Annotated in this window: 17 protein-coding genes; 6 read left to right on the top strand and 11 right to left on the bottom strand. The window is 47.5% G+C overall.

The genetic code is table 11. The features are described from left to right. Window positions 1-20 precede the first annotated feature (20 nt). Window positions 21-1,655 carry a MocR-like pyridoxine biosynthesis transcription factor PdxR gene (pdxR, locus tag HMPREF3190_RS03390; protein WP_066780396.1) on the bottom strand — a complete coding sequence of 545 codons (1,635 nt, stop codon included), beginning with the start codon at window positions 1,653-1,655 and terminating at the stop codon, window positions 21-23. A gap of 341 nt (window positions 1,656-1,996) precedes the next feature. On the opposite strand from pdxR, the gene HMPREF3190_RS07575 reads away from it, so the two are divergent. The 6 genes from HMPREF3190_RS07575 to HMPREF3190_RS03360 all read left to right on the top strand — a co-directional run bounded on the left by HMPREF3190_RS07575 (window position 1,997) and on the right by HMPREF3190_RS03360 (window position 13,576). Further along, on the top strand, window positions 1,997-2,803 hold the full coding sequence (locus tag HMPREF3190_RS07575) for a response regulator transcription factor (RefSeq protein WP_066780394.1): 807 nt from the start codon (window positions 1,997-1,999) through the stop codon (window positions 2,801-2,803). A gap of 205 nt (window positions 2,804-3,008) precedes the next feature. Beyond that, window positions 3,009-4,157 (top strand): sensor histidine kinase, encoded by a 1,149-nt coding sequence (locus tag HMPREF3190_RS03380; protein WP_066780393.1) that lies wholly within the window; start codon window positions 3,009-3,011, stop codon window positions 4,155-4,157. A gap of 273 nt (window positions 4,158-4,430) precedes the next feature. Beyond that, on the top strand, window positions 4,431-5,246 hold the full coding sequence (locus HMPREF3190_RS03375) for an ABC transporter ATP-binding protein (RefSeq protein WP_066780392.1): 816 nt from the start codon (window positions 4,431-4,433) through the stop codon (window positions 5,244-5,246). Then, window positions 5,236-7,473, top strand: coding sequence for an ABC transporter permease (locus HMPREF3190_RS03370; protein ID WP_066780391.1), 2,238 nt, complete (start codon window positions 5,236-5,238; stop codon window positions 7,471-7,473). The genes HMPREF3190_RS03375 and HMPREF3190_RS03370 overlap by 11 nt, the downstream gene beginning before the upstream one ends. A gap of 402 nt (window positions 7,474-7,875) precedes the next feature. After that, a complete protein-coding gene (locus HMPREF3190_RS03365) occupies window positions 7,876-12,537 on the top strand; it encodes a GA module-containing protein (protein ID WP_156425703.1) in 4,662 nt (1,553 codons plus the stop codon). A gap of 244 nt (window positions 12,538-12,781) precedes the next feature. Continuing rightward, window positions 12,782-13,576, top strand: coding sequence for an IMPACT family protein (locus tag HMPREF3190_RS03360; RefSeq protein ID WP_066780387.1), 795 nt, complete (start codon window positions 12,782-12,784; stop codon window positions 13,574-13,576). A 97-nt stretch (window positions 13,577-13,673) separates the two neighbouring features. On the opposite strand, the gene HMPREF3190_RS03355 is transcribed toward HMPREF3190_RS03360, so the two are convergent. The 10 genes from HMPREF3190_RS03355 to HMPREF3190_RS03300 form a co-directional block, all read right to left on the bottom strand. After that, entirely contained in the window at window positions 13,674-14,225 is a 552-nt protein-coding gene (locus tag HMPREF3190_RS03355) for a glutathione peroxidase (RefSeq protein WP_066780385.1), read from the bottom strand. A 54-nt stretch (window positions 14,226-14,279) separates the two neighbouring features. Beyond that, a complete protein-coding gene (locus HMPREF3190_RS03350; protein WP_066780383.1) occupies window positions 14,280-15,779 on the bottom strand; it encodes an ABC transporter ATP-binding protein in 1,500 nt (499 codons plus the stop codon). After that, window positions 15,758-16,597: an energy-coupling factor transporter transmembrane component T gene (locus HMPREF3190_RS03345; RefSeq protein WP_082715143.1), complete on the bottom strand. Its 840-nt coding sequence runs from the start codon at window positions 16,595-16,597 to the stop codon at window positions 15,758-15,760. Before HMPREF3190_RS03345 ends, HMPREF3190_RS03350 begins: the two co-directional genes overlap by 22 nt. A 14-nt stretch (window positions 16,598-16,611) precedes the next feature. Further along, window positions 16,612-17,220 carry an MptD family putative ECF transporter S component gene (locus HMPREF3190_RS03340; protein ID WP_066780381.1) on the bottom strand — a complete coding sequence of 203 codons (609 nt, stop codon included), beginning with the start codon at window positions 17,218-17,220 and terminating at the stop codon, window positions 16,612-16,614. A gap of 218 nt (window positions 17,221-17,438) precedes the next feature. Then, the gene (locus HMPREF3190_RS03330) at window positions 17,439-19,157 is read right to left on the bottom strand and encodes an ABC transporter ATP-binding protein (RefSeq protein ID WP_066780377.1); all 1,719 of its coding nucleotides are present in this window, start codon (window positions 19,155-19,157) and stop codon (window positions 17,439-17,441) included. Beyond that, entirely contained in the window at window positions 19,150-20,895 is a 1,746-nt protein-coding gene (locus HMPREF3190_RS03325; protein ID WP_066780375.1) for an ABC transporter ATP-binding protein, read from the bottom strand. Before HMPREF3190_RS03325 ends, HMPREF3190_RS03330 begins: the two co-directional genes overlap by 8 nt. Beyond that, complete coding sequence (locus tag HMPREF3190_RS03320) at window positions 20,892-21,674, bottom strand: TetR/AcrR family transcriptional regulator (protein WP_082715124.1); 783 nt, start codon at window positions 21,672-21,674, stop codon at window positions 20,892-20,894. The genes HMPREF3190_RS03325 and HMPREF3190_RS03320 overlap by 4 nt, the downstream gene beginning before the upstream one ends. A 453-nt stretch (window positions 21,675-22,127) precedes the next feature. Beyond that, complete coding sequence (locus tag HMPREF3190_RS03310; protein WP_055348290.1) at window positions 22,128-22,838, bottom strand: SWIM zinc finger family protein; 711 nt, start codon at window positions 22,836-22,838, stop codon at window positions 22,128-22,130. Between the two features lie 5 nt (window positions 22,839-22,843). Beyond that, the gene (locus HMPREF3190_RS03305; protein WP_449676114.1) at window positions 22,844-25,168 is read right to left on the bottom strand and encodes a DEAD/DEAH box helicase; all 2,325 of its coding nucleotides are present in this window, start codon (window positions 25,166-25,168) and stop codon (window positions 22,844-22,846) included. Between the two features lie 290 nt (window positions 25,169-25,458). Further along, window positions 25,459-26,775 carry an ATP-binding protein gene (locus HMPREF3190_RS03300; RefSeq protein ID WP_066780369.1) on the bottom strand — a complete coding sequence of 439 codons (1,317 nt, stop codon included), beginning with the start codon at window positions 26,773-26,775 and terminating at the stop codon, window positions 25,459-25,461. Window positions 26,776-26,938 lie beyond the last annotated feature (163 nt).

The raw sequence follows: 26,938 nt of genomic DNA, 5'->3' as shown, positions 1-26,938 counted from the left end.
ACATATGCAACACACGCGCCTTACGTAGTGTGCAAAAATATCTGCTCAAGTGCGGAAATGTAATTTTGTATCCCTTGTGTTGGGATGCTTGCAAAGTTAATCACAATGTTGCAATATCCGTTTGCGTCAGAGCTTGCGCCGCGCTCATCTGCCATGTAGTCTTCCAGAAAAACAAGTGGCACGCCGTAGCTTCGCGCGTGCAGTTTTGCATTTTCTACCTGCTGTTTTGTATGGATGCGTACCAGCAGATGCGTTCCTGCTTCACACGGTTCAACGCGCATGACGCTCGCCAACGCCGAGTGATGCAACGCGTATTCCCATTGCTCGTACACTTTGCGATAGTATTTGCGCAGGCGAAACACGTGGCGTTCGAAAAACCCCTGTTCAATGAAGCGCGCCAGAGCATATTGCTCGAAACTCGACACTGTGCTGGAAAATTCCGCAAATAAGCATTCGTAGCGTTTAAGCAAATCATCAGGCAAAATCATATAGCTAATGCGAAACGACGGCGCCAGCGTTTTGCTGAACGTGTTCATGTACACCACGCGCCCGCGCACATCTTCGGCAAACAGCGGCGCAAAGGGTTTTGAGCCGTAACGCAGTTCACTGTCGTAGTCGTCTTCGATAATGATGCGTGATGGCTGCTTATTTGCCCAGTTGAACAGCTTAATTCTCTCCTTGATGGGCATCACGGCACCGCTGGGGAACAAATTGGCGGGCGTTACGCGCACCGCGTTTGCGTGCATGCGTTCCAGTTGCTCGATGTCAAGCGCATTTTCTCGCGCCTCGATACCTTCCCACGACACGCCGCGCCCGCGCGCAATGGCGGCAAGTTTGGTGTAGCCCGGCTTTTGAAACACCAGGCGCGTGTTTGCTCCAAGAACCCATAACAGCTGGTCAAACTGCAATTCGCTGCCCGCGCCGATGACGATATTGTGCGGCGATACGCTTAGCGCGCGCGTTTCATACAGCGAACGTGCCAGCGCTTCTCGCAGCGCAAGCAGGCCCTTGAAGGGAAGCGCTTGCAGCAATTTATTGTTCGGAAGCATAAGCGCCTCGCGCATGCATTTGTGCCAAACGCTTACGGGGAACAGTTCCAAGCTGGTTTTTTGCTGCTGTTGCTGCTTGTGTGGAACGGGTGCGTGCGTCGTTGCGCGTGGCGTTTCGCGCGGTGTGTGGAGCGCGGGTGCACACGCGGCTGTGTGCGGCGTGTGGAGTGCGGTTGCGAGCGGTTTGTCTGTTGTTTGTGCCCGTTGCGCTGTTTGTGCTGCTACCTGCGATGACGCGTGCGTGTGCGCTTCCAGAGGTGTCAGCTTCGTTGCGTTGCGTGCGGCTCGTGCGTCGCGTGTAGCCAATGCGTCATATGCGTCAAGTGCGTCATGTTCCCCGCGTATATCAGGCTTTATGTGGTAATCGAGCGCCTCTACAAAATACCCTTTGCGCTCTGAGGAATAGACGAAGCCTTCCGCAAGCAACAGCTCAAGCGCGCGCTGCACCGTGTTCACGCTCACGCCCAAATTCGCAGCTAAACGGCGCTTTCCGGGAAGGCGCGTGTGCGCAGGAAGCACGCCGTGCGCAATGTCGCGGCGGATACAGTGGTACAAGTATTCGTATAAGGGCAGTTTGCCTGCGTTATGTAAGTCGTACGTTAGCACTGCATATCCCTTTTGCTGGTGAAACGCGCGTATCAAGGCTCACGTTTTTTGCTGAGGCATGCCTCATGGCTGATTGATGCGGTGAACTGGGGGAACGTTCATGTTGCTCGCGCTTATTCCATGCTCGCGCGCATACAACCACGCTGCTCGCACGCGTTCCGCATCCAAACCCGCCACCAACGGCGCTGCTCGCTTGCGTTCCCGTGGGGAATTTGACCTTGCGCGTTTATCATTCGTACCTGTATACTCCCACATATAAGTGCGTATGTCGATACTTTTATGCGCTGGTCGCGAAGACGTTTCGTACGCGAACGGCAAATTCCCTGTTGAACGGTGGTGTTATGTATAAGCTGTGCATCGTTGAGGACAATTCAGAAGTTGCGTTTCAGTTGCAGCATTTGCTTGTTTCGCAAGGTTATCAGGCGTATGTAGTGCGCGCGTTGCATAGCTTGGATGCGGCGCTCGATGAAATTTTTGCACAGCAACCGCATTTATTGCTGCTTGACTTAGGGCTTCCTGGTGTTGATGGGCAGGTGCTCTGCCGTGCCCTGCGCGAAAAGTCGAGCGTACCTATTATTGTGGTTACCAGCAGAAACTCTCAACTTGACGAGCTCATGTTGCTTACGATGGGGGCGGATGATTTTGTTGCCAAACCTTACAATCCGCAGTTGTTGCTTGCGCGTATCGAACGCGTCTTAAATCGCGTGTATGCCAATTCATCAGGTACTTCATCGATTCTGCGTCATAAATCGCTGGTGTTGAATTTAAGTACCTGCACTATTTCGCATCATGAAAACGCGCCCGTGACCAGCCCAACTGCGCTCTCTGCCACTTCGGCATTGACATCTGCGAACGGTGGCGCTTCGGAGTTGGCATCGGCATCCGCCGCCAACACGTCCGAGCGCAACGCGGCGTGTTCTACGGCAACGCTCACCAAAAACGAGATGAAAATTCTTGCCTTACTGATGCGCAATGCAGGGGTTGTTGTCCCACGTCAGCGCATACAAGAGGAGCTGTGGCAAACCGACGAGTTCATCGACGACAACACGCTAACGGTTAATATCAGCCACGTTCGCCAGATACTCGATCGCATCGGAGCGCAGGGAGCAATTGTGACGCATCGCGGTATTGGCTATTGTCTGGTGTAGCGTTGGCATGCAGAAATGATGGATCAAGGAACCATGGCGGCGTAGTTTTGGTATAAGGTAATGCGGTAATGTAGGAACGCAGCAATGTGATGGCGCTTGAACGCGAGCGCACTTCATGTGCAAACGCTTTCGTTCAGCGCGAAGTGAACACTCTTGTTTGTTAGCACGCTTCTCATCTGCACGTATTGGTTCAAAGGAGTACCGTATGACGTTTGCAAACTACGTCATTGATCGCTTAGCATGGCTGTTGCTGCTGTGTTTTGCGCTGCTGTTATCGGTGCTGGGGATGCTTATTGCCCGCGTGGCGCTTGGCGTGCTGATTTTGATTCTTGGAGTAATTGCACTGGTAACAGTGCTGGTGCTTGTGGCCGATTACCTGCGCATTCGTTCTTTTTATCGCGAACTAAGCGACCTTTCGCGCTCACTGAGTTCGCAGGCGTATTTGTGCAGTACGCTTACATCAAGTCCACACACGCGTGAGCAGGCTTTTGTGCTTTCCCTTATGAAAACGATGACGCAAGCGATGGTTTCTCAAATTGAAAAAACCAAGCAAGAACAGGGTGATTATCGTCAATATACGGAACTGTGGGTGCACGAAATTAAAACTCCGCTTGCTGCGTGTGAATTGTTGTTACGCAACAGCGACGTGCCGCTGCAAGCAGGGGAAATGTCTTTGCAAACAGGGGATTGTATGCCAGCTGGAGAACGTGCGCAAGCAGGGGAATGTAAACAAGCAGGCGATTTCTCCTTTTCTGCTACTGCATCAGTGAATCAGCGTCTTGGATTACAAATCAAACGCATCGAAGAGCTGGTTGACCAAACACTGTATTATGCGCGCAGCGGCAATCTTGAAAACGACTTCATTATCAAAAATATTCAACTTGACCAGGTTGTTAAAGCCGCCATTCACCGGTATAGCCGCCACATGATTCTTGCGAAAGTGTACCCGCGCTTAAGCAATTTGAACGTGAACGTGCGCGGCGATGCGAAATGGGTGCAGTTTATGATAGAGCAAATTATTTCGAATGCCATCAAATACAGAAAACCGCAGGCAGAAGCTTCATACATCGACATTAGTGCCACTCAGCAGACCAATGATTTTGGTGTGAAAACAACCGTCCTGTCGATACGTGACGAAGGCATTGGCATTCCTGCAAGCGATTGTTCTCGTGTGTTTGAACAGGCATTTACAGGTGAAAATGGCCGCGCATATGCGAAGTCAACAGGCATTGGATTGTTTTTGGTTGACAAGTTAGCGCGCAAGATGAACATGTCGGTTCGATTATCATCGCAGGTAGGGAAGGGAACTACCGTGTGCTTGTGCTTTAGTTCGGCGCTTCATGACGTAATGTAGTGTTGCTCCGTTGCTGAACAGCAGCGCCACACGTTCGCAAGCCTCTTTTGCAACGTTGCATCTTTGCACTGCGTCACTGCATCTTCGTACTGCTGCATGTTCGCAATGTGACAAAAACGTAAGGTTTTAGTTAGCTAAATCAATGGTTGAAATTCGATATTTTCGGCACAATAAACCTAGGCACAATAAACACAAGTTAGGTAAAACACAAGCTAGCTACCATGCCTCACGACTCTTGATAGCGCGTGTTCGCCTTACCATCAAGGAGGAAATATGTCACTGGTTGACACTGAACGTGCTGATAACCAGCACACCGATTCTGAACCATGTATTCTCGAATGCTCGCACGTGAAAAAATATTTTGGTTCACGCAAAAGCATCACCAAGGCATTAAACGGCATTGATTTACGCGTTAAACAGGGCGAATTCGTAAGCATCATGGGTCCTTCAGGATCAGGTAAAACAACCTTACTGAACTGCATTTCAACCATTGACAAACCAACTGCCGGCTCAATTAGCATCAACAACACGCCCGTTGATGCGCTGAAAGGCAAAAAACTCGCGCGTTTTCGCCATGATGAACTGGGATTTATATTCCAAGATGCCAATCTTATTGAGTCGCTTACCGCTTATGAGAACATTGCATTGCCGCTGACGATTGCAAAATTCCGCACGTCAGATATTAAAGGGCGTGTTACGCAAATTGCGCTGCGCCTTAATATAAGCGACGTGTTGCATAAGTTTCCCCAGCAAATGAGCGGTGGTCAGCGCCAGCGCGTGGCGGCGGCGCGTGCCATTATTATGCGTCCTGCTCTTATTTTGGCTGACGAGCCAACAGGAGCGCTCGATTCCAAAAATTCGCGCAATCTGCTAGAGGCATTTGTGCAGCTTAACCAGGCGGAAGCAGCAACCATTATCATGGTCACTCACGATTCAGTTGCCTCATCATATTCATCGCGTGTGGTGTTTATCAAAGACGGCCTTATATTTTCGCAGATGGAGCGCGGCACTCAAAGCCGCAAAGAATTCTTCGCCAGTATCATGGACGTTGTAAGCTACCTTGGGGGTGAAGACGCCGATGTTCATTAAAATTGCTTTTGGAAATGTGCGGCGCTCCCTGCGCGATTTTTCCATTTATTTTGTAACGCTCAGCCTTTCCATCATGATGTTTTACAGCTTCAACGCGCTGCTCAGCCAGGGGTTTTACACCGATCTTTCCCCCGATATGGGTCGCATGTATCAGCTGATGAAGATGTTTATTCAGGCGCTTTCTGTTCTGATTGGCGTTATTGTGATGTTTTTGGTGGTGTCGTCAAATTTATTTTTTATGAAGCGTCGCCGGCGAGAATTTGCAACTTATATCCTGCTTGGCATGAAAAAAATGCACCTGGCGCTTATCATTCTTATTGAAAACGTGCTGTGTGCCGTGGTGTCGCTGATTGTTGGCTTGGGCCTGGGCATTCTTGTATCGCAGTTCACATCGCCGTACATTTCCTCGCTGTTCGACTTTCCGCCCGACATGTTCACGTTTAGCATTTCACAGGAAGCGCTGCTGTTTACAACGGAGCTGTTCTGCGTAATTTTTGCTGTGTCATCGCTGATAACGTCGCTGTGCATTTCACGCGTTCGCTTAGCGATATTGTTCAAGTCGTCGCTGGTTAGCGATCGCTTCAAATTGCGAAACCCCTACGTGCTGTTTGCGCTGTTTGTGGTGTCGTTGGTGTGCATTGGCTACTCGTATTCGTTGCTGAAATTTTGGCTGAGCACCCATGCAGATAGTTCCGTTTTTGCGCAGGCAACGCTGTTTGTAACACTCGGGACAGCGCTCTTTTTCTTTTCGCTTTCGGGCTTTATTGTGGTGATTACCAAATCGATAAAGCCGCTCTATTTGCGCGGGCTGAACTGCTACGTTGTGCGTCAATTTGCAAAATCTGTGAACAGCGCGTGGGCATCGCTTACGCTGGTGTGTGCAACGGTATTTGTTGCTTTGTGCGGCCTATCACTTGGTTTTGCTGTGGTAAGTAGTATCGACGGGCAGCTAAAAGATATCGATACTTCGCGCGTTATGGTAATGGCTGATACCGTAGATAACGACAAGCTTAGTGCTGGCGAAGGCGCGCTTGCTGCTGATAGTACCTCAGCAGCCGATTACGATATTGCACGCTATGTATCAACTCATGTTGACCATTGGAACGACTATGTTGCGTATACAGCAGGTTTTCGGTTTTACTCAACGCTTGGAAAGGAGTTTGAAAACAGCGATGCTAAGGATGCCGCAAAAACGCTGTTCAAGCAAATCATTGCACATCACAGTGAAACGGCAGCTCCTACGGTACGTCCAGCACATAACACCGATGCATCTGCACAAAATCAGTCTGAACATGGTTTTTCCATTTTTTCAACACCCGCAGATAGCAGCAACGATAATGATGCAGAAAGCGCTGCCATCCCCAGCGAATTAAAAGGGTACACAAACATTTTGTATATGAAAGTTTCTGAAGTGAATGCCCTGCTCCAGCACTTAGGAAAGCCTACCGTATCGCTTGCGGATAATCAGGTTGCCTTGCTTGCGTTGATGGAGCCAAGCTATAAGGCGCTTGCCCCTTACGTTACCGGCGATATTCCTGTTGGGGTTGGTGGGCACAACATAACACTTACGACGCTGCTGGACTATAACGATTTTGTAGGAATTTTTACAGGATACCCAATAACCCTTGTTGTGCCTGATAGTTTTATCGATAATAGCTCGCAATTGTATGGATGTAGTGCGATTGGCTTTTTGAAAGATACATCACGCGAAGCACAGCAGAGCTTTATTCGCGATGTTCTTGGCACCAGTAAACATCCGGCCACCTGGGAAAATAATATTCAAGCACCGTGGAACAAAATATCTATTGTCAACTTGTATCAGGTTGTTGTTATGGGAAGTGTTTTGAAGGGTATTGGCTCGTTTATGGCGATATACCTGGGGCTTATTTTGTTGGTTGCAGCTGCGTGTTTGCTTGCAATACAACAGCTCACGCAAGCCCTTGACACGCGCCATGATTATACAAAACTGCTGCAGCTTGGTGCTACAACGGGCATGGCAAGCCGCGCGCTGTTTGCGCAGGTATGCTTCTATTTCTTTGTTCCTGCTGCGCTTGCGTTGGTGCACGCCTTGCAATTTATTACTGCTATCAAAGTAGAAATTGGTTCACTTTCCCAGGCAGGTGGTATTCTTGCTCAGATTTTAGCTGTGGTACTCGTAGGCTATATTGGGTATTTCGTTATCTGCTATATTATTTCGCGGAGCATTTGTCTTAAGCAAGCCTCTTAGCGTGCTGCAAGAAGTGTGTGCGTGTGCTGTCGGACGCGTTGCAAGAAGAAGCTGCATGTGGTGCCGCACGTGGTGCGAGAGCTTGCCGCACGTGGTGTATACCTTGGTGCGTGCTGCGTAGTTGGCGATGACAAATGCTGCGCATAGTAAAAGAAGTGATTATAAAAAGTGTAAAGCACCTGATGTGTCTTATCAGGTGCTTCTTAGTTTTGTTGAAGCTTTGATGCGTTTTTTGGTTCAGTTCATTTGGAACTTGTATGCTTATACATTTACAATATTGATTATCAACAAAAGTGGCGTACAATCGAAATACACTCTCATAAGGCGTAATACATGTATAGCCTACGTAAAATACATATACGATAGACGTATGATATCGACGTAGCGGATAGGATACGAAATATGAGCAAAAGGTTGCCAAAGCATGCTTCTTACAATGTTCGCACTGTTCATACACATAATTCCTTGTCGCAAGGAGCATACGCAGCTTTATTAGCGAGTTCAATGCTGTGCGGAGGCGGATTGCTTGCATCACAAGCATTTGCTGATGGTTATGTAAGTAACGATGGGCATGCGGTCTATTATGGTTTTAAGACGAATGCCGATTACAGTAAAGATAACTTTCACGTTTACGTAAAGTATTACAAAACGGCTGATGACGCAATTAAACAACAAAACGAAGATCCGCTTGGACGGTATGTTCGTATAGAATTTGTGTCGAATAATCCTTTTGTACAAAAAGATCCTGCCGATTGGTCGGGGCGTCCACAATGGTGGTATGGCGTTCCACACGGCATAGACCCAACAACAATCACGGGAATTACCCTTCAACGCAACGAAGAAGGTGCGTGTGATGGTGCGCCAGCTGCAGCTGTTGCATCAGCATCATCTGGAACTACCCATACGCTTGCCGGCAATACAACAACGCCGTCATCAGGTACAACAAAGCCACCAACAACATTGTCGGGTGCTGCAACAGCATCAGGTACAACAACACCAAGCGTATCGCCGCGCACGTCAACAGTCCATGTTGCTGCACCAGCATCATCAAGCGCTGTGCCCAAGAAATGCGCTGACAGACCTCATTATGTGGTTGCAAGTGAGCACGTCTATGACAATCCTCAGCAATGGAACGGTATTTCGACACGTTACGTATCAAATAACGATTCCAAGTTACAGCAAAAGTTGTGGAACGATTTTATTGGTGAGGGCGATAATTATGACAATAAAGGTGATACGGCACAGCAATGGGACGCCTATAAGCCTCAAGCAGCTTCAGCTGGAACAGCGTCTCGTGGCTTGCAAGGAATGTTTATAGATCAGGAAACTGCAGGTAAACGGTATTATCGCTTCTCATATGTTGCGCAGCTTACAGAAGAAGCATGGAAAAAGCGCGATAAACATCCTTTGTTGTTGGCTTCAGGAATGTATCGTTCTACAGGTGCAATTCGCTATGCAACTGCGCAAACGGTGTATGCTTCGCGTATTACAGACCATATAAGCGTGCAGTGCCCACAAGCAATTGAAGTTGCTGATATAACTCACGTGTCGACAACAGAAAAACAGCACATTATTGCTGCTATTAAAAAAGCCAATAGTACACAATCGCCCGATGCGCCCACTGCATTTGAAACCTTTATAAAACCAGGTGATGCAGGTATACAGATTGCTGACGATGGGAGCGCGACAATTACGTATCAAGATAATTCGATTGATACTATTATTGCTGTGCGTTTAGTAACACAAAAACAGACCATGAATAAGCGTTTTACACCGCGTATTCCTGAACGGCAGATTGTTAAGAGTGTTCAATGGCTTACTGATACCGAGAAAACACAGCTTGTTCAAGCTATTATTGCCGCTAATACACCAGGTGGCAAGAAAAATGACGTATTGCAACACCTGAAAAAATCTGATGGCACGCACTACGATATTGCTGTTAGTAATACGGGCGATGTCACATTTACCTTTTTAGATAATACAAGCAGCACGACACCTGCCGAGCGTCTTATTCAGTTAGATTCTAACCTTGCAATTGCCGGATGGGCGCCCTATACTGCGCCGTCTGTTTATGTCGATCAGCCTGATCATCTTACGCCAGCTGATGTTGTTGCTATTCAGCGTGAATTTGATAAGGCAAATGCTTCACTTGGTATTTATCAGGAAGCAAGGGCGCATGCTGGAAATAAAAGCCCTGTTAGTGTTACACGCAATGGAAATGTCAAAATACAATGGAGCGATGGTTCTGTAAGCTTTATATGGTCAAGCGAGTTCTTACATCCAAAGAAAACCTTTGATGTAGCGCTGCCGGAAACCTTACCTGAAGTGGATTTTGATCCTACTAACGCATCAAGCGAAGATTTTGCAAGAAATAAGCAGCAACTCGATGCTATAAAACAGCAGTTTAAATTGTTGAAGGCGCGTGATACAAAAGATCCTTCTGTATCGCTTTCTCTTGGCAGTGTCGATTTTCAGCTCTATCAAGATAGAATTGAATTTAATATAGATGGGTACCAAAAGCGCTTATACCCTATGGCGGCATTTCTGAAGCAAAAACACAGTGCAACAGTGCGCACATCACTGCAAAAACTGGTAAAGAGTCTGCTTATGCAGAAACGAGCTGAAGGAATAACACCAAGCGAATATAAAGCGTGTGGCATACGAGACGTTAGTGAAGCTGCTGTTAACGCAATGGATGAAGCACAGTTGCAGCAGATGATTTATACGCTCAGTAATATGCACCATAGCGTGAAGTGGAACTCTCAACCATTGAGTTTACCAAGTGTATGGCCATCTCATGATGAAGCTCTTCAATACGAAAATGATAACGATAAACTTTCCGACATTCAAACTAAGAAATCAAAGCTCAATTATACGCAGGCATTAGTAAACTTTATACTGCAAAATTATGATGGAGTAACAAAAGAGCAGCTTGAAGCGCTTCTTGCTACGAATAATGATCTTGTATTAGTGACTAAAGCGGGCAATACTTATACGCACGCTATTCCAACTCTTAAGCCAAAAGTAGGAACGGTAGGGCTCGATTTAGCAGATCAAGATAATCCAGCTGGCATTATGAAATTCGCATGTAATGGAAATGGCTTAGACATCGATGTGTATGGTGAGAGCATGCCGCATGATTATAAGCCTCTCTTCACTATTCCTCAAGAAGATCTTTGGACGCAAGCGCCATCAACCGATCCGTATGATATTGCGAAACAAAAAAGTGACACGGCGTTTCTTGAAGAAAAGGCGCGCATTGTAACAGCTATCAATGCGATGGCTCATCTGAGCGAATCGGATCGCACGCAATTGTTTCAGCGTTTGGATGGAAATGAGTTTGCGAATATAGAAACGCCACATAGTTGTGCTGATCTTGCGGCTATTCTTGCCGACGCACAGGCACTTGAACAGGCTAAACAGTTGTCTAGCGAGCCTTTTAGTTTTTCGTTTGTCGATCATGGTATGGGTGCTGCAAACCATGCGCAAAACAAACACCATACAAACGATGCAGTGCTTAATACGCTGTTACATTCTCAGCCAAACGCAAGTGAGCGCCTGTCAGCTTTTAATGATGCACTGAATGCTTCATCATACGATTATGCAGCGCTTACGCTTGCATTACGTGCTTTGCAAGATGAAAATACCGCCAATATGCACACTGCCCAACAGCATGCTCTTGATGCTCTTTCCCATTTGCACTATCTTTCAGTAGAAAAACGTGAAACAGCGCAGAAAGCGATTATGAACGCTGCGACACCTGTTGAAATTCTTACTGCGTTGCAAAGTGCACAACACGATAATGTTGCGCCCTCAATCCCTCCAGCACCACGCGATACAGCGTCCAATACCCATGACGATCCTGCTGTTTTGGCACGCGAGAAACAAGCTGCTCTTGAGCGTATCAAAAAGCTTACGTTACCAGACGCTGAAAAAGAGAAGCTGGAACAGGCCATTAACGCTACACACCAGGTGGGTGATCCAACGGCCATCGCCAATCGTGCTGAAAAAGCGCAGAAATTAAACGATGCGTATGCAGAATTGACCCAGCTAAGCTATTTGAACAATGCGCAACGCAGCGCCTATAAACGTATCCTTGATTCAACGCAGGTCGACCTTGTGGCTGATAAGCAAAGTGGTAATCCTGAAACAGACGAAATTGATCTAACGCTGTTAGATGCGCGTGTTACTAATCAGGCTATGAGAAGTTTGCTATCGCTTGATGCAAAAGCGCAGCAATTGCTAACGCAGCCTGCTTATACCACTGCTCTTGCAGATAAAAAAGCTACCTTTGACACGTGTAAAGCTCAAGCAGACGCGCTGTTGAATAAAGAAACAGGCGCAGATAAGAGCCACGAACAAGTAAATGATGTGTATACGAGCTTGCTTAAGTCAATGCAGGCGCTTGATGCTACGATAAGCGGCGCTTCGGTTGACACACAGCAGCTCAGTGAAGAAATTCAGCGTGATGTGCTTCTTGTTCCAAGTGAAACAGATCCCGTACGAGCTGGAGATGTTGTGTATCGTAATGCGACACCACAAAAAAAGGAAGCGTTCGATAGGGCACTTGCTCAAGCGCAACAAAGTTTACAAGCTGCATTAGCAGCGCATCCGCAGACGATGGAAGACGTGGAAAAAGAGCAGATTAAAGTTGACAGTATGCTAGAAGTACTAAAACACGCACGAGGCGCTTTAGATGGTGTGGCGCATAAAACGCCCCCGTCACATACTACGATAACACCCAGCGTACAGCATAATGAAACGCCGATAACGCCACATCAGCATACTGTTCATCCACAGCATGTAGTGCCTGAATACAACGCTCAGAGTAGCGCTGATCAAAGTGTAGTGCAGCACTCCGATGAAGCTTCGTATATATCTACCCACGAACCTCGCATAACAACGCCGTCTGTGTATGCTCATGCACGCCATGCATCGTTACCATCAACAGCCGATACGTCTTTGTGGGTGGTATTCTTCTCACAGATAGGGCTGTTAGCAGGATTACTACTGTGCAGATCGGTAAAACATCGCCGTGCTTCTTTACCACGTCATCGTAAGTAACTGTCCATCGTAAGCAACCGAACAGTCTGAAGTATATTGTTGCTGTTCAGCATTGCTGCGCAAACGTGTAGTGATGCTGGATAGTATTATGCTTTGGTAGAAAAGCTGTATAGTATCGTACTCTTTTATAGTATCTTTAGTTTAGTGCCTTTGGTATGGTACCTGTAATGCGGCATGTTTAAGGTGATACGTTTGATGGGGTACGTTTTTAATGTGTGCCCTTACGATGATGAAATGAGAGTTTATGCAGCGCAATCCCCATTCAAGCATTCAAGAATATCGCAGCATTGCAACGCAGCACGACGCACGCGAACTTATTAGCAAGCTTGATGTGAAGAAAAGTAGCTTTTTAGCGTATGGGGCGCATGTGACCAGCAAAGATGAAGCTCGTGCATTTTGTGCACAGGTTGCGAAAAAGCATCACGATGCACGCCACGTTTGCTTTGCGTGGGTACTTGCTGACGGTGCGTATCAGTTCTCCGATGATGGTGAACCTGCTCAAACGGCAGGCTTGCCGCTTTATACACTTTTGCAGCATCAACATATGAAAGATGTTGCGTTGTGTGTTGTTCGCTATTTTGGGGGCATCCTGCTGGGAACAGGTGGTCTTACCAGGGCCTATACCGAGGCTGCACAGCTTGCGTTGCGTACGCTGGAACAAGCGGGAGCGTTAAGTGAGTGGCGCTTGGTACAACGGCTGCACATTGTGTGCTCGTATGCGCTGTATAACCAGGTGCGTTATTGTATATGCAGCAATAAAGGCAGCATCGAACACGCTGAATTTCTGCAAGACGTGCACGTTACAGCGCGTTTTGCGTGCACCAAGTTAAGCGCTCAGGCATCTTGTGCTGCCGATGAGGCTCAGGAAACGCGTTGCGAAGCCGGTGAGGCGCAGCCTTGCGTTATCGACGAAACGGTGAGTGCTGTTCAGCGTGCCTTGCGTGAGCTTGCGGGTGGAAACATTACCGTTAGCTGCGATAATCCAAGCTTTGCCGAGTGTGTTGCTTTGCGTGAAGAAAACGACGCGCCTGGCGTGTAACCACACGCTCAGGCGCTCAATATCGTAACATCTCATCATCGTTCAGAACAGCTGCGAGGGCAGACTGCGTGCGAAACGCGCACGAGTTGTAAGAACGCTATTCTTGCAAGGCTTTTATAACGGCGTTGCGAACTTCATCCATGCTGGCAGTAGGCTCAAAACGCGCAATTACGTGCCCTTTGCGATCAACCAAAAACTTCGTGAAATTCCACTTAATGTAAGCGCGATCGCCAAATGTTTTATTGTTCTTTTTTGCAAAAACGTTCAGAGCTGCACTCTTTAAGCCCTTACCAAAGCCGCTAAACGGTTTTTCGCTTGCCAGATATACAAACAGCGGGTCGGCGTTTTCTCCGTTGACGTCAATTTTTGCAAATTGCGGAAACTCGGTGCCATATTTAAGCGTGCAAAACGAGTGAATTTCGCTCTCTGATCCGGGCGCTTGGTTTGCAAACTGGTTGCAAGGAAAATCGAGGATTTCAAAATTTTTGTCATGAAACTCTTTATACATTGCCTCAAGCGGTTCGTAATGCGGCGTAAAACCGCAGCCTGTAGCCGTATTTACAATCAGCAAAACCTTGCCTTTATACCTATCAAGCGCAACATCGTTTCCCGCCTGATCGCGCACGGTAAAGTCGTAAATGCTTGCCATGGTGCATACTTCCTTTCTGATTCATGCACCGTCATTGTATCAGATACATGAGCTTTACTGCACCGCCGCGAAGCGTTCTATATTTAAGGCATAATCGCACGTGAGATTTAGAAATTCCACATCATGCGAAACGATGAAAATGATGCGCTTACGGGTTTTAAGTGCTTGAATGCAGCGCGAAATGGCAAGCATGTTTTTGTAATCCATGCCGCTGGTTGGCTCATCGAAAAACATCAGCGCCGCGCCATCAACGACGCTGGTGGCAATGGCAACGCGCTGCTTTTGGCCTCCCGACAAACTCATGGGGTGCGCCTGCTTAAATGCGCGGATGTTCAACTGTTCTAAAAGCGCATCAAGGGAAGCCTCCGTCATGTTTGTGTGAGTAAGCGTAAGCTCGTGTTCAACCGACTCGCTAAAAAGCTGGCTATTCACATCTTGCATTACCAGCGACGACAGTGCAACCCGCCTTCGTTTGTTGCATTGTTTTCCCTGGTAGAAGACGGTTTCTTTGGAGCGCTTCATAACGCCTATCAGACTTTTGATGAAGCTCGATTTGCCGCAGCCGTTTTTTCCAACAATGCCATAAATGTTGTTCGTTTGGAACGTAAGGCCGCTTATGAACAGGCCGTTTGCGCGAACGTTACGCTGCGTTGAGAAGCTCAGCGCAAGCTTCTCTATGCGAAGCTCCGTACCAGCTTCCGCACCAGGCTCCGTACCAGCTTCCGTACCAGGCTCCGAGTGTAGCTCCGTACCAGCTTCCGTACCAGGCTCGGCGCTCGTGTTTGCCGCGTACGGCAGCAATTCAGGTACCGTAAGCGCGTTGTCGCTATTGCTCCTAAGCCCGCGCGCATGCAGCTCATCGCAGGTTAAGTGGGCAAATTCCTCTTGTGTATAGCAGCGTTGTATTTCCCCTTTCTGAATGTGAATAAGCCGATCCAGTATGTCGCGCAGGTAATACAAGCGATGCTCGGCAATAAGCAAAGTAATGCCCTGCTGTTTTAAGCATTTGAGCATGTCAGTAAGCAGCGCAATTGAGATGTGATCCAAATTCGAGGTAGGCTCATCAAGCAGTATCAGTTTACAACCTGAAATATAAGCGCTGGCCAAGCATAGAATTTGCTTTTCGCCGCCCGACAGCTCAAAAATGCTTCTGTTAAGCAAGTGAGCAATCGGAAACAAGGAAAGTAAGTCTTGCAAGCGCTTTTGCATGTTCTGTTTAGGCACCCCAGTATTTTCTAGGAAGAATAGCAGCTCTTGCGTTGTATCAACATTAAAAAAATGCGTTTTGGGATTTTGAAACACCGACGAGGCAAGCATTGCAATTTCGTAGATTTGCTTTTGAGTAAGTTCGTCGCCATCAAGGGCGATGGTGCCTTCGATGCGCGCATTATCGTAGCGTGCGCCCAATCCGTTCACGGCATTTATGATGCTCGATTTGCCGCTTCCGCTTTCGCCCGTCAAAACAACGCATTCACCTGGCGATACGTTAAGGTTGATAGAATGAACCACCTGGTTTTCATCGTAAAACACGCTTAGATTGCGTAGTGTAAGCATGCAATTCCTCCTGCAAATAGTGCCGCAACAATGCCCATATACAAAAAATCAACCACGCGAAAGCGAATGGTGGTGTAGCGCGTTTTGGTACCGGGGTTGGATATAGCTTTGCACTCTGCGGCTTTGGTAATGTCGTCAGCAAGATTGCACGACACAATCATCAGCGGCACGAATACGTATTCTAAGTAGCGGGCTGGGTGGCGTTTAGAAATGTTGCGAATGCGCATAGCGGTGGTAATGGCGGCGCTTTCTTCTTTGAACGCTGGGAAAAAGCGAAACATCACCGCCAGGGGAATTGAGACGCATTGCGGTACTTTCAACAGGTAAAGTGAGGAAAGGATGGCGCTCACGCTTGAGCCTTTCACCAGGAACTTTCCTGCTAAATACGGCAGTATGAACAATTTTATCATGAAGGCGAAACACAAGAACATCTTCGCCACATCAGGCAGACTCGAAAGCGCGTCAAAATTCGGCACAAACCAGAGCACCGTGTACACAATGAGCGCTTTTAGCACGGTTGCGCGGTAGTCGTTCAAATACAGAAATACCAGCAGCGTAATAACCAGTGGAGTGTCAGTAGGAAGGTGCTTAAAGATGCACAGACCTGCAAGCACTAGTACCACGAATTTGCTGATGGGGTTCGGGTTGAACGGGTGCGCGTGCGAGTCGCAGAACGAACGGACGATTTCTGCGGCTGATTGCGCGGTTTCATGTGCGGCTGCTGGTATATTCGCGCGTTCGGTATCATTTGCGGCTGCTTGCGCGTTAGCTTCGCACGACGTGGCGCTGGTGCTTTCGTTCTTGGTTGATATATGCATTTGAGCAGGCATTTTTACGCAACAATTCCGGCTTTTACAAAGTGCTTCTTTAAGAGCTTTTTACCGATAAGCGCCCCGATAATCGCACCCACCATTGCCCCGATAGCTACTAAAATCATGCTTTGCCATGTAAGAATTTGAACAAGCTGCGCTATATAAGCGTCTCCCATCGGCTGACACAGTTCAAGAAAACGCTCGCGCATGAAAATCATCTGGCTTAATACGCCAGGCATCCATAGCGAATGCACTGCATATGCCAGCGTATTCCAGGTGAAGCTTGAGTAGTTGCCAATTTTGCGCAGCACTTCGGCAAGCAGGGTCGTGATAATGCCAATCACCAAAACAACGTACGTGCAACCCAGCAAGAACATGAGAGCGGGCGGTATGATGCCAAAAATTGCAAACGCAAATGCCTTTTGTTCTTTCGCCATAAATAGCAGCACCAATGGCCCAGCAATAATGGCGGCAATGGTGGGGTAGATCAAATACATAATCGGCACAATCCCCATACAGCCGCATGCCATGGTAATGACAAGGTAAAGCACATCGAAAATGCCGATAAGAACTAAATCTTTCAACATAAGTGAGGAACGCTGATTTGACGTGGCGTTTTGTTGTTTCATACTAATCTCCTTACTTTATGGATAACGCGAACTTATCTGTCGCGTGTGGTGCCGCGATGCATGGTGCTTTGTGTCGCTGTGCAGCCGTGCGTGGTGCGCGCCGCTGTGAAACCGTGGTGCCGTTGTGCCGCGATGCATGGTGCGGTGATGCGTGCAGCTCGCGTGGTGCCGCGTGTGGTGGTGCCGTGACGCCGTTTTCGCCCAGGCTTCGCGCTGCCTCAGTACACAAACTCATCTGCTGCCTGTGTTTTCTCGATCAGCTTTTGGTAGCTTGAACTGGAACGGAGCAGCTCGCTATGCGTGCCGCACGCTTCAACGTGACCCTCTTTCAGCACCACAATGCGCGCTGCGTTCTGAATCGACTTCATGCGGTGCGAAATGATGATGACGGTCTTGTTTTTCATTAGTTCATTCAGGGATTCTTGAATTTTTCGCTCGTTGTCAACATCTAAGCTTGATGCAATTTCGTCCAAAATCAGAATTGGTGCATTTTTCAAAAACGCGCGTGCAATGGAGATACGCTGGCGTTCACCGCCCGAAAGCTGCTGGCCATTTTCCCCGATGAGCGTATCAAAACCCTCGGGCAACTTGTCAATAAAGTCGCACTGCGCAAGCTGCGCGGCGCGCTTCACTTCATCATCGCTTGCACCTTCGCGCCCAATGCGAATATTTTCAAGAACGCTTGTGTTGAACAGCACAACATCTTGAAACACAATTGATACGTTGCGATACAAACTTTCAGCCGACGCGTCTTTAATGTTCACACCGCCAATGGAAATGCTGCCCGAATCGAAGTCGTACAGGCGCGCTATCAGGTGCAACAGCGTCGTTTTGCCGCAGCCCGACTCACCCACCAACGCGCATACGCTGCCTTGCGGCACCGTAAAGCTAACGTCTTTGAGCACCGGTTTGTCTGAATCGTAGGAAAAATTCAGGTGCTCGATGCTCATGTCGAAGGACGAAAAGCTTACATCGCGCCCACTGAGCGCCTTTGCGTTGCGGATTTCGTTGATACGTTCCACTGCCGAATTGATGTAGAAAATTTCCATGAAAAACTCTATGTTCGCATCGACTGCTTCTTTGATTTTCATGGCAGCAAGCACGTAGCCTATCAGGTGCAATATCGAAATTTCTCCCGTTTGCATAAGGAAAATGCCGCCCACAATCGTAAATGCAAGCGAGAAGTGGTCAAAAATTCCCGAGCCCATTATCAGGAACGCCGCATTGCGTTCGGTTTTCCAATGTACGCGCTGCGTATCTTCAAGTCGTGCGTATAAACTGCTTTTGACGTGCTCTGTTAAGTTGAACGCGGTAATTTCTTTCGACATCTCGATGCGCTCTTGAAACGCTTGCGAATTTTCGCGCAGGCGCACGTAATGTTTGTTGAACTGCGCGCGTGCGTAGTTTTTTCCCAGCACAATCAGACCAAACGACACCAAGGTTGGCACAATAGCAAGCAGCGCCATTTTCCAGTTGCCGATAAGCATCAGTATCGTAATTACGGGTAAGAACAGGCAAAACCCAAGCGCTTTGGGGATGGCGTGACTGCCTGCGTGCTCGATTGCCGCTACGTCGGCCATAATGCTTTGCGCAAGATCGGCAAGGTCGTGCTTCGAGAAATACGACATCTCAAGCTGCGAGAGCTTCTGCGCAATTTCGATGCGCAAGTTCGCCGCTTCCTTGTAGGTTTCGTTGTATTGCGATTCATATTCAAAGCTTAGCAACACTGCCATTACGATAAGCGTGACCAGCGAAAATAGCACGTAGGTAAGCGTGTCGTGCATGTGTTGCAGCAGCAGTTGATCAACCAACAGCAACAGTAACATTGCCGGGCACATCGTTATAACAAATACCAAGAAGCTGAACATGCCTGCCTTCAGAGCGCCGTGAACTCCCTGGTCAGTTAGGGCGAAGCTGCGTTTCAGAAACTTATTCATTGCTTACTCTCCATTCGTTCGCCTGAGTATAGAGCGCGTAAAGCCGTTTATACTTTCCGTTTTGCGCGATAAGCTGCGCGTGCGAGCCGCGTTCGACGATTTTTCCCTTTTCAGCAAGCAAAATTTCGTCAACGCCCGTGATGGACGACAAGCGATGCGCAATCATGATTACCGTTTTGTCGCGCATCAGCTGCTTGAACGCTTTTTGCAGTTCGTATTCGTTATCGGCGTCAACAGAAGCCGATGCTTCATCCATAATGACGATGGGCGCGTTTTTCAAGATGGCGCGCGCAATAGCAACGCGCTGCGTTTCGCCACCCGACAGGTACACGCCTTTCGTTCCAATAAGCGTATTTTCGCGTTTCTCCTGCTTGTTGATGACGCTATCAAGCCCTGCTGCCGACAGCGCCGCCATCACTTCTTCATGCGATGCATCGGGCTTAGCGCAGTGAACGTTGTTGAACAGCGTGTCATTGAACAGTTTGGCGTCCTGAAACACGAAGGCGATTTCACGAATGAGTGCCTCTTGCGTGTAGGAGGAAAGTGGTTTTCCGCCAATCAGCACCGCGCCCGAATCAAGCGGGTAGTACGCGCAAATAAGCTTCGCAATGGTCGATTTGCCCGAGCCCGACTCACCTACCAGCGCATATATCTTGTTTTCTTTAAGCGTGAACGACAAATTTTGAAGAACGTGTTTGTCGCCGTAGGAAAATGACACGTCCTTAAACTCGATGGAGTGGTGCTCAAAATGCGTTTCGTTTCCAAAATGCATAGATTCATCAGCCATTTGTTTGTACAGCGCTTCAAGCGAATCAACCGCGTAGTTGCCTTGGAACGCAAACATGCCAATGTACATAACGCCCATGAATGCAGCAAACATCACGCCCGACAAGAACAGCACCATTATTAAATCGAGCGCAAGGATGGAAGGACTTCCCAGTTCAGGTAGGAAAAATACAATCGGGAGAACAAGAATTGCCGCCACGCCAAAGAACAGCCACTGATATAAAACATAACTTTTTTTACAATGCCTCGAGTACTGGTACGCGTAGTCGGAGTAGGTGTGAATAAGCGTAAACAGCTTTTTCATCGAACTAATTGACACGCCGAAAATTTTAATGACGGCAATTCCGCGAATGTATTCAACCGTTTCCGCTGATAGCTTGTCAAGGGCGTCCTGATATACTTTCATAAATTGGTTGCCGCCCATCATGCTTGCCAGGATGCCTCCCGTAACAAGCGTAAGGATGGTAACGCATAATCCAACACGTATGCTTACCAAGAAACTTACAACAATGATAAAAATGGGCATAAGGAATGCCCTGGTGGCATCGGGGATGATGTGCGCTACAATCGTGTGTGTCAGCGCTGCGTTGTCGTCGATGGTTTTACGAATTGTGCCTGATGAATGGGTATCAAAAAACCTGAAGCTTGCTGTGTTCAGCCCTTCAACGCCGCGTTTGCGCAGCGCGGTTTCTAAGCTGAAGCCCACGTGATGCGCTATGAGCGCCGAAATTCCTAGAAATATGCTTCCTGCCAGCAATAACAGCACAATCACGAACGCAAAACTTTGCGCGCGCTGCAGGTTGCTGTCAACGATAAGCGCGTCCAAAAAACGATAGATGGTATAGTATCCGCCCGTAATAAGGATGCACGATACGCACGATATAATAACTGCCAGTATGGCTAAGCCTTTAAGCTGGGGAATGTAGGCGAACAGTTTTCGGTAGGTGTTCATAAGCGTTCCTTTGTTGATGGGGAAGGTGTTGCGTGGTGCTGCTTGCGCTGGTGCGGTTGCGGCGGGTGCGGTTGGGGCTTGCTTGCATGTTGGTGCGGTTGCTGCGGGTGTGGATCAAGCGGCTTGCTTTCGTCCGCGCGCGGCTCGCACGGTTCCTGTGCGTGCGCACGTTCTGCTTGTGACGTGATGTTTTCAGAATCACTTTGCTCCAGAATACGTAAAATGATGTCTTTTATAAGGTCTTGATTGTCTTGTACAAGCTCGTGTGCTTTCAATACGTTTGCAGAAAGAATAATTGCATTTAAAAAAAATGCCATAAACGCAACTCGATTTGGGGCGATATTGAGCGTTTCTGTTTCGATGTTTTGGGTCTTAAACATTTCCAATGTTGTGCGCTCAAGTTGCTTATATACTTCGTCAAGCTGGGAGTTTCTTTTTTTAGCTAGCAGCAATTCAACGTAAACGGGCATAAGCTCATTTGTATCAACAGCCTTTTTTGCCATTTCATCAGCAAAAAATTCCACAGTCCATGTTTTACCGCTTGCAAGCGATTGAGCAATAATGGTATTGCGATAGATGATGCCGTCCAGCATGATGTCGTACAGCACGCTGGTTGTATTTTTGTAATAGTGATACAAACCACCTTTTGAAAGGCCGGTTTCTTTAACCAGATCTTCCATCGTCGTGTTGTCGAAGCCCTTTTCCACAAAAATACGTGCTGCTACACGCTTGATTTGCTGTTTGCGCTCGTCGAAGCTGAGGCGCTTATTGCGAACCATAGGCTGCTCCCTTGCTGTTGGAACGTGTGGTGCGTTGTGCGTGGATGCTTATATCGACGGTTGCGTCGATATAAGCAGTATAAATTAGCTTATACTTACTTTCAAGAACTTTTTTGTGTGGGAACGGGTGCGGCAACGAACGCGGGAACGCACGCAGGAACGGGCGTTGGAACGGGTGCGGGGACGAACGCTGCAACGAACGCGGAAACGGGTGCGGAGCACTAAGTGCCAAGCGATACGCGAGCCTGTGCGACAACTGAGCGCCAAGTGCGTGCTTGCTTAGGCTTGCCCGTGCGCCTCGCTCGTGCGGTTGGTCGAAGCCGTGCGTCCGCACGCTTCGCCCTTACAGCCCGCCGGTACCGTTCGCTGGTACCGTTCGCCCTTATCGTGCGCCTTTTGCGCCATCACACGTCCGCACGCTTCGCCCTTACAGCCCGCCGGTACCGTTCGCCCTTACAGTTCGCCAAATATGCTGGTGATGGCGTTTTCGTCAATATGCCGCGTGCTTTTGAGTGCTGCTTTTTCCAGATAGAAATCAAGATGTTCGTCAATGGTTGATTGCATAAGGTTTGAAAGCTTTAAGTCGCGCAAGGTAAAAAACATACTGGGATTACTGTCAAACACGACTCCTATACCATACAATACTGCCCCAACGTGTTTGCACAAACATGCCCAATCGGGGCAGGTACATTGTAAGTGCAGTTCTGTATCGGTAGGGAACAGCGGATGCGCTCCACCTAGGAGTTCATCGGCAAAGCTTTTCGGAAACGCACCTGTTAATAATTCGTGCATTGAGCTTATATGTTCTGTAAATAAAGAAATAAGCTGCGATTTAGCCTCTTTGCTGAGCGGATCGATTGTGATAGTAACGTTGTAACTATGCTCGTGCGATCCTTTTACTTTTGCAGTTACGCAATTTGGCATAACAGTAAGCTCTTGTACTTTGCCTGTTCTCACATAGGAACGAGCACGTGGCAACCTATTTGCATAATCAGAGTAGCTTAAGATTTTATTTTGCCACGCCATACCCCACCAGTTTCGCGTAATTTTGTTTCCCGTTATAGCAATGGTGTAAACTTCAGATTGCTTGTTAGTAGGTGTTTTATCAGGTATTTTACCGAATTCATTATGGGTGTTCGTAGTATGGGTGTTCCTATGTACCATTATAGCTATCCTTTACGTAGAGCAAAAAACTCAAACAGCTCTTTATTGCTTAATGTGGTCAGGCTTGGTGCTTTATTTTCTGCAATTGCGCTGGCAGAAAGGTACTTTTTCTTTTCAAGAAGTTCATCGATACTCATATCCAGTGTCTGGCGGCAAATGAAATAATGCACCATTACATCTTTTGTTTGTCCAATGCGATACGCGCGGTCGCTGGCCTGCTTCTCAATTTGCGGATTCCACCATCTATCGAAGTGAATAACGTGGTTCGCGCCCGTTAAGTTAAGACCAACACCCCCAGCTCGCAGGCTTAATATCATGAAAGGATGGTAGCTATCTCCGTTGAACGCGTCCACTACCTTTTGGCGCTCTTTGGGGTTTATACCGCCGTGCAGCACCAGCGGTTGAACGGAATTTCCTAGCGTATCGCACAAAAACGCCGACAGATGTGGAATAATTTCTTTGTATTGTGTGAAAATAAGCACCCGTTCACGTGCGTTATAAATTTCTTCAACCAGCTGCGCCAGACGTATAAATTTGCCGCTTTCACTTGGTTTGTAAATGTCGTTTCCGCTGTACTGGCTGGGATGATTGGTAATTTGCTTCAGGTGCGTAAGTGTTGCAAAAATCATGCCGCGTCTATCGGTTTGGCTCGTGGTATCTTCAATAGCTTTTTTAAATGCCGCCAGCGTTTTTCGATAAAGCGCAGCTTGTTTGGGTGTTAGATCGATGTACTCCTTGTGCTCCAATTTTTTTGGCAGGTCGTGAATAATCGCCTTATCGGTTTTTACACGGCGCATGATAAAGGGTGATGTTGCTTGTTGCAGCTGTTGATAGCCATGGGTTTTGCTTTCAAGTGTGCGCGCATATTTTTGAAAGCTGTGCGCGGTGCCAAGATAACCAGGCAATATGAAGTCAAAAATCGAGAACAAATCCATCAGATCGTTTTCGATAGGCGTACCCGTGAGTGCAATTTTCATGCGACTGTGCAGCACTTTTACGGCTTTTGCTTGTTGTGAGCTGGTATTTTTTATTGCTTGCGCTTCGTCAAGAATAACAACATCCCATTGTTGTTGCAGTAATGCTGCTTCACGTTTGAGCATGCCATAACTGGTAAGTGTTATGAATGGTCCGATGGTTCTCGTTTTGCCATGATACGTAACAAAAGGAGTGTATGGCGCAAATTTCTTAAGCTCTTCTTCCCAATTTGCAAGCAGTGAACTAGGCATTACGATGAGCACGGTTCGTTGAGAACGCACCGTGGCCGTTTGCGCAGGTACGCCACATTGTTTCTGTGTTCGCAGCGCATCAAGGTATGCAATAATTTGCAGCGTTTTGCCAAGCCCCATGTCATCAGCTAAAATGACGCCTAAATTCAGCTCGTCCATCGCGCGCAACCACAGGTAGCCTTGCAGCTGATAGGTGCGCAAGTTCGCGTGCACGCTTGCCGGAAGCGTGTAGTTTTCGCACTTCGTAAGCTTGTGCAAGGCCTCTTTGAAATAGTTTAAAACGCAACTGATGTCCAGGAAGTCTTGGTTTTTAGTTGCCAGCTGCAACGAGTCAAGCAGGCTTAAGCCCTCACGTGTTTGCTTGCGCAGGTCGTTCGCTTTTGTTAGTAGCTCGGTGATGCGCTTGTGGTCAACGTCAATCCATGTGCCCCTAAACGCATGCAAGCCTTCACTCATGCGCAAGAATTCTTCCAGTTCATCAGGAGAAACAGTAATTCCATTGTACTCGATTTCAGGGCGAAACGACAGCAACTTGTCTTTGCTAAATGCGGCTCCTGTTTCAACTTTTAACTGCACTTTTGCCGGTTGATGCACACGCGTCCACCATCGCGGCACCTTTGCGCGAATGCCCACACGTTCATACAGGTCAAGCTCGTGTAAAAATTGGTTTGCTTCCTCGTCGGTAAAGTAAATGGGCTGGAAAAGCTCGCCTGTGCTCATCAGCTTGCGAATAAGGCTCGATTCTTTCTCAAGCGTTGAAAGCGAGCTTATCAGCTGCAAGATATATGACTGATCATCCTTGTATTTTTCCAGCGCATGAGCAAGCGCGTAATGTTGAACGTACCCGTTTTCAAGCTCGGTGTAGCTTGCCATAAACGCAAACGGATACTGCGCGCGCTTACTTTCTGCAAGGTGAAAAAATATCTGCCCCGATACTGCAAACGACAGGCCTTTTTCCTGGTAGTAGTCGGCAATCGTGTGCGGGTAGTGCGCAATTTCCTTCTTGAATAGCCGCGTTAGTTGCGCGAATTGCTCGTCCAGCCAATTGCTTGATAGCTCGTCTAAGTAAGAGGCAAGGGAAGCACGTTCCAGTTCTTGATTCACATGTTTGCGCTTGTACGTAAACACTACGTTCTCGCGCAGAAAGTTGATGTCGCGCGTTGCACTGATACGTTTGTGGAAGAATAGGCTGAGCGTTGCAAATAGGCGCTCTGAACTGCTTTTTGAGTTGACAGCTTTGCGCTCGCGCCATGGCATAGCATACCATGCTTGGTATTTGTTCTGTTCCCAAGGCTGTAATTCTTCTGCGGTGCCAAAATACTGAAAGCTGTGTTGTGTGAGAATGAACTCTATTACAATCTCCTTTGGTGTGGCGCGTCGTGTGGGCGGGCGCGTTAATGCAGCAACCACTGCATTATATCTTTTACCAAAATACCATCATAATCGTCATTCAGCGCAGTATCTAAGGTAACGACTATTTTTTTATAATTATCGGGAATTTTTTGAAGTGGCCGCAGCTCGCGCTTTCTAACGCTTTCTTCACGCATGCTTTCCGTCACTTGCACATAGAGCGTTTCTGTGGCGTTCGTGGCAACAAAGTCTACTTCGAAGCTATCAAATTTGCCAACCGACACATCGTAGCCACGACGAAGCAGTTCAAAATACATCACATTTTCTAGGGCGTGGCCTCGATCTCTGTCTCTAAATCCCAGTACATAATTTCTCAGTCCAATATCAACGATGTAGTATTTACCCAGTGTTTTTAAGTGCTCTTTACCTTTAATATCAAAGCGCTTTGCTTCGTAAAACAGATATGACTCTTGCAGTGCTCTTACATAGGACGCTATTGTCTGCGTTGCTGGCGTGCACCGTTTGTGCTGATTTTTGAGCATGTTTTCGGCTACAAGTGTATTACTGACAGAATTAAGTGATGTCGTGTTGCCAATATTATCTGCAAGAAACGAGATGATTTTTCGTAGCAATTCCGCATTGTTTATGCGCGCTTGTCCTCGTCGTTTTTCGCGTTCAAGAATGTCACGTACGACAACTGTTGAATAAATTCCATCGAGTAGTGTCATTACTTTATCCTGTTCAAGTGCTATATCTGCAATTCCTGGCATTCCTCCGTAGCGCATATACGCATCAAATAACTCACGAAGTTCAACGATATCGCCGTGTGTATTGATTACTCTTTTTTTTATTTCCCCTAAAGGGGTTTTGTAGTTCGTAAGGTGGTAGCCTAAAAAGGCAATAAATTCAGCAAATGACAAAGGATACATTTTAATTTCTACATACCGTCCCGATAAATAGGTGGAGTATTCAGACGATAAAAGGTATGAATTTGAACCTGTAATGTAGATATCGCAATCAAAATCAACTCGAAACGAATTAATTGCGTTTTCCCATCCAGCAATTCGTTGCAGTTCGTCAAAAAATAAATAGTAGTGCTTATGTGGGTGTATTTGCTTGCTTACGTATTCGTATAGATCGTTATAGCTCATGCGTTGGAATTGCAGCGACTCAAAATTCATTGCAATGATACATTCTTTACAGATGCCAGATTTCAACAAATATTCTTGCATAAGCACAAGAAGACTTGATTTACCACATCTGCGAATGCCAGTTATTACTTTAACAAGCGGAGTGTCTTGAAATGCAATTAAGCGTTCTAAGTATATCGAACGTGCTTTTAAAGTGTGTGACTGCACCATGGAGTGGTACCCCCTTTGGACGTGTATTGTGGTTGATCCTTGTTGTGGTGGCGCACTGCTTACGTGCTGTACTATGGGGTTTTGCAGTGTGACGAAGCAGAATAGGAGCGCGCAACGTTGTATCGGTATCTTTTAATGAAACTATACTCTAAATTTGTGATTT

The sequence above is a fragment of the Umbribacter vaginalis genome (assembly GCA_001552935.1).
Lineage (GTDB): Bacteria > Actinomycetota > Coriobacteriia > Coriobacteriales > Eggerthellaceae > Berryella > Berryella vaginalis.
The sequence above is the reverse complement of the archived record's forward strand: the minus strand, read 5'-3'. Positions and strand labels throughout refer to the sequence as shown.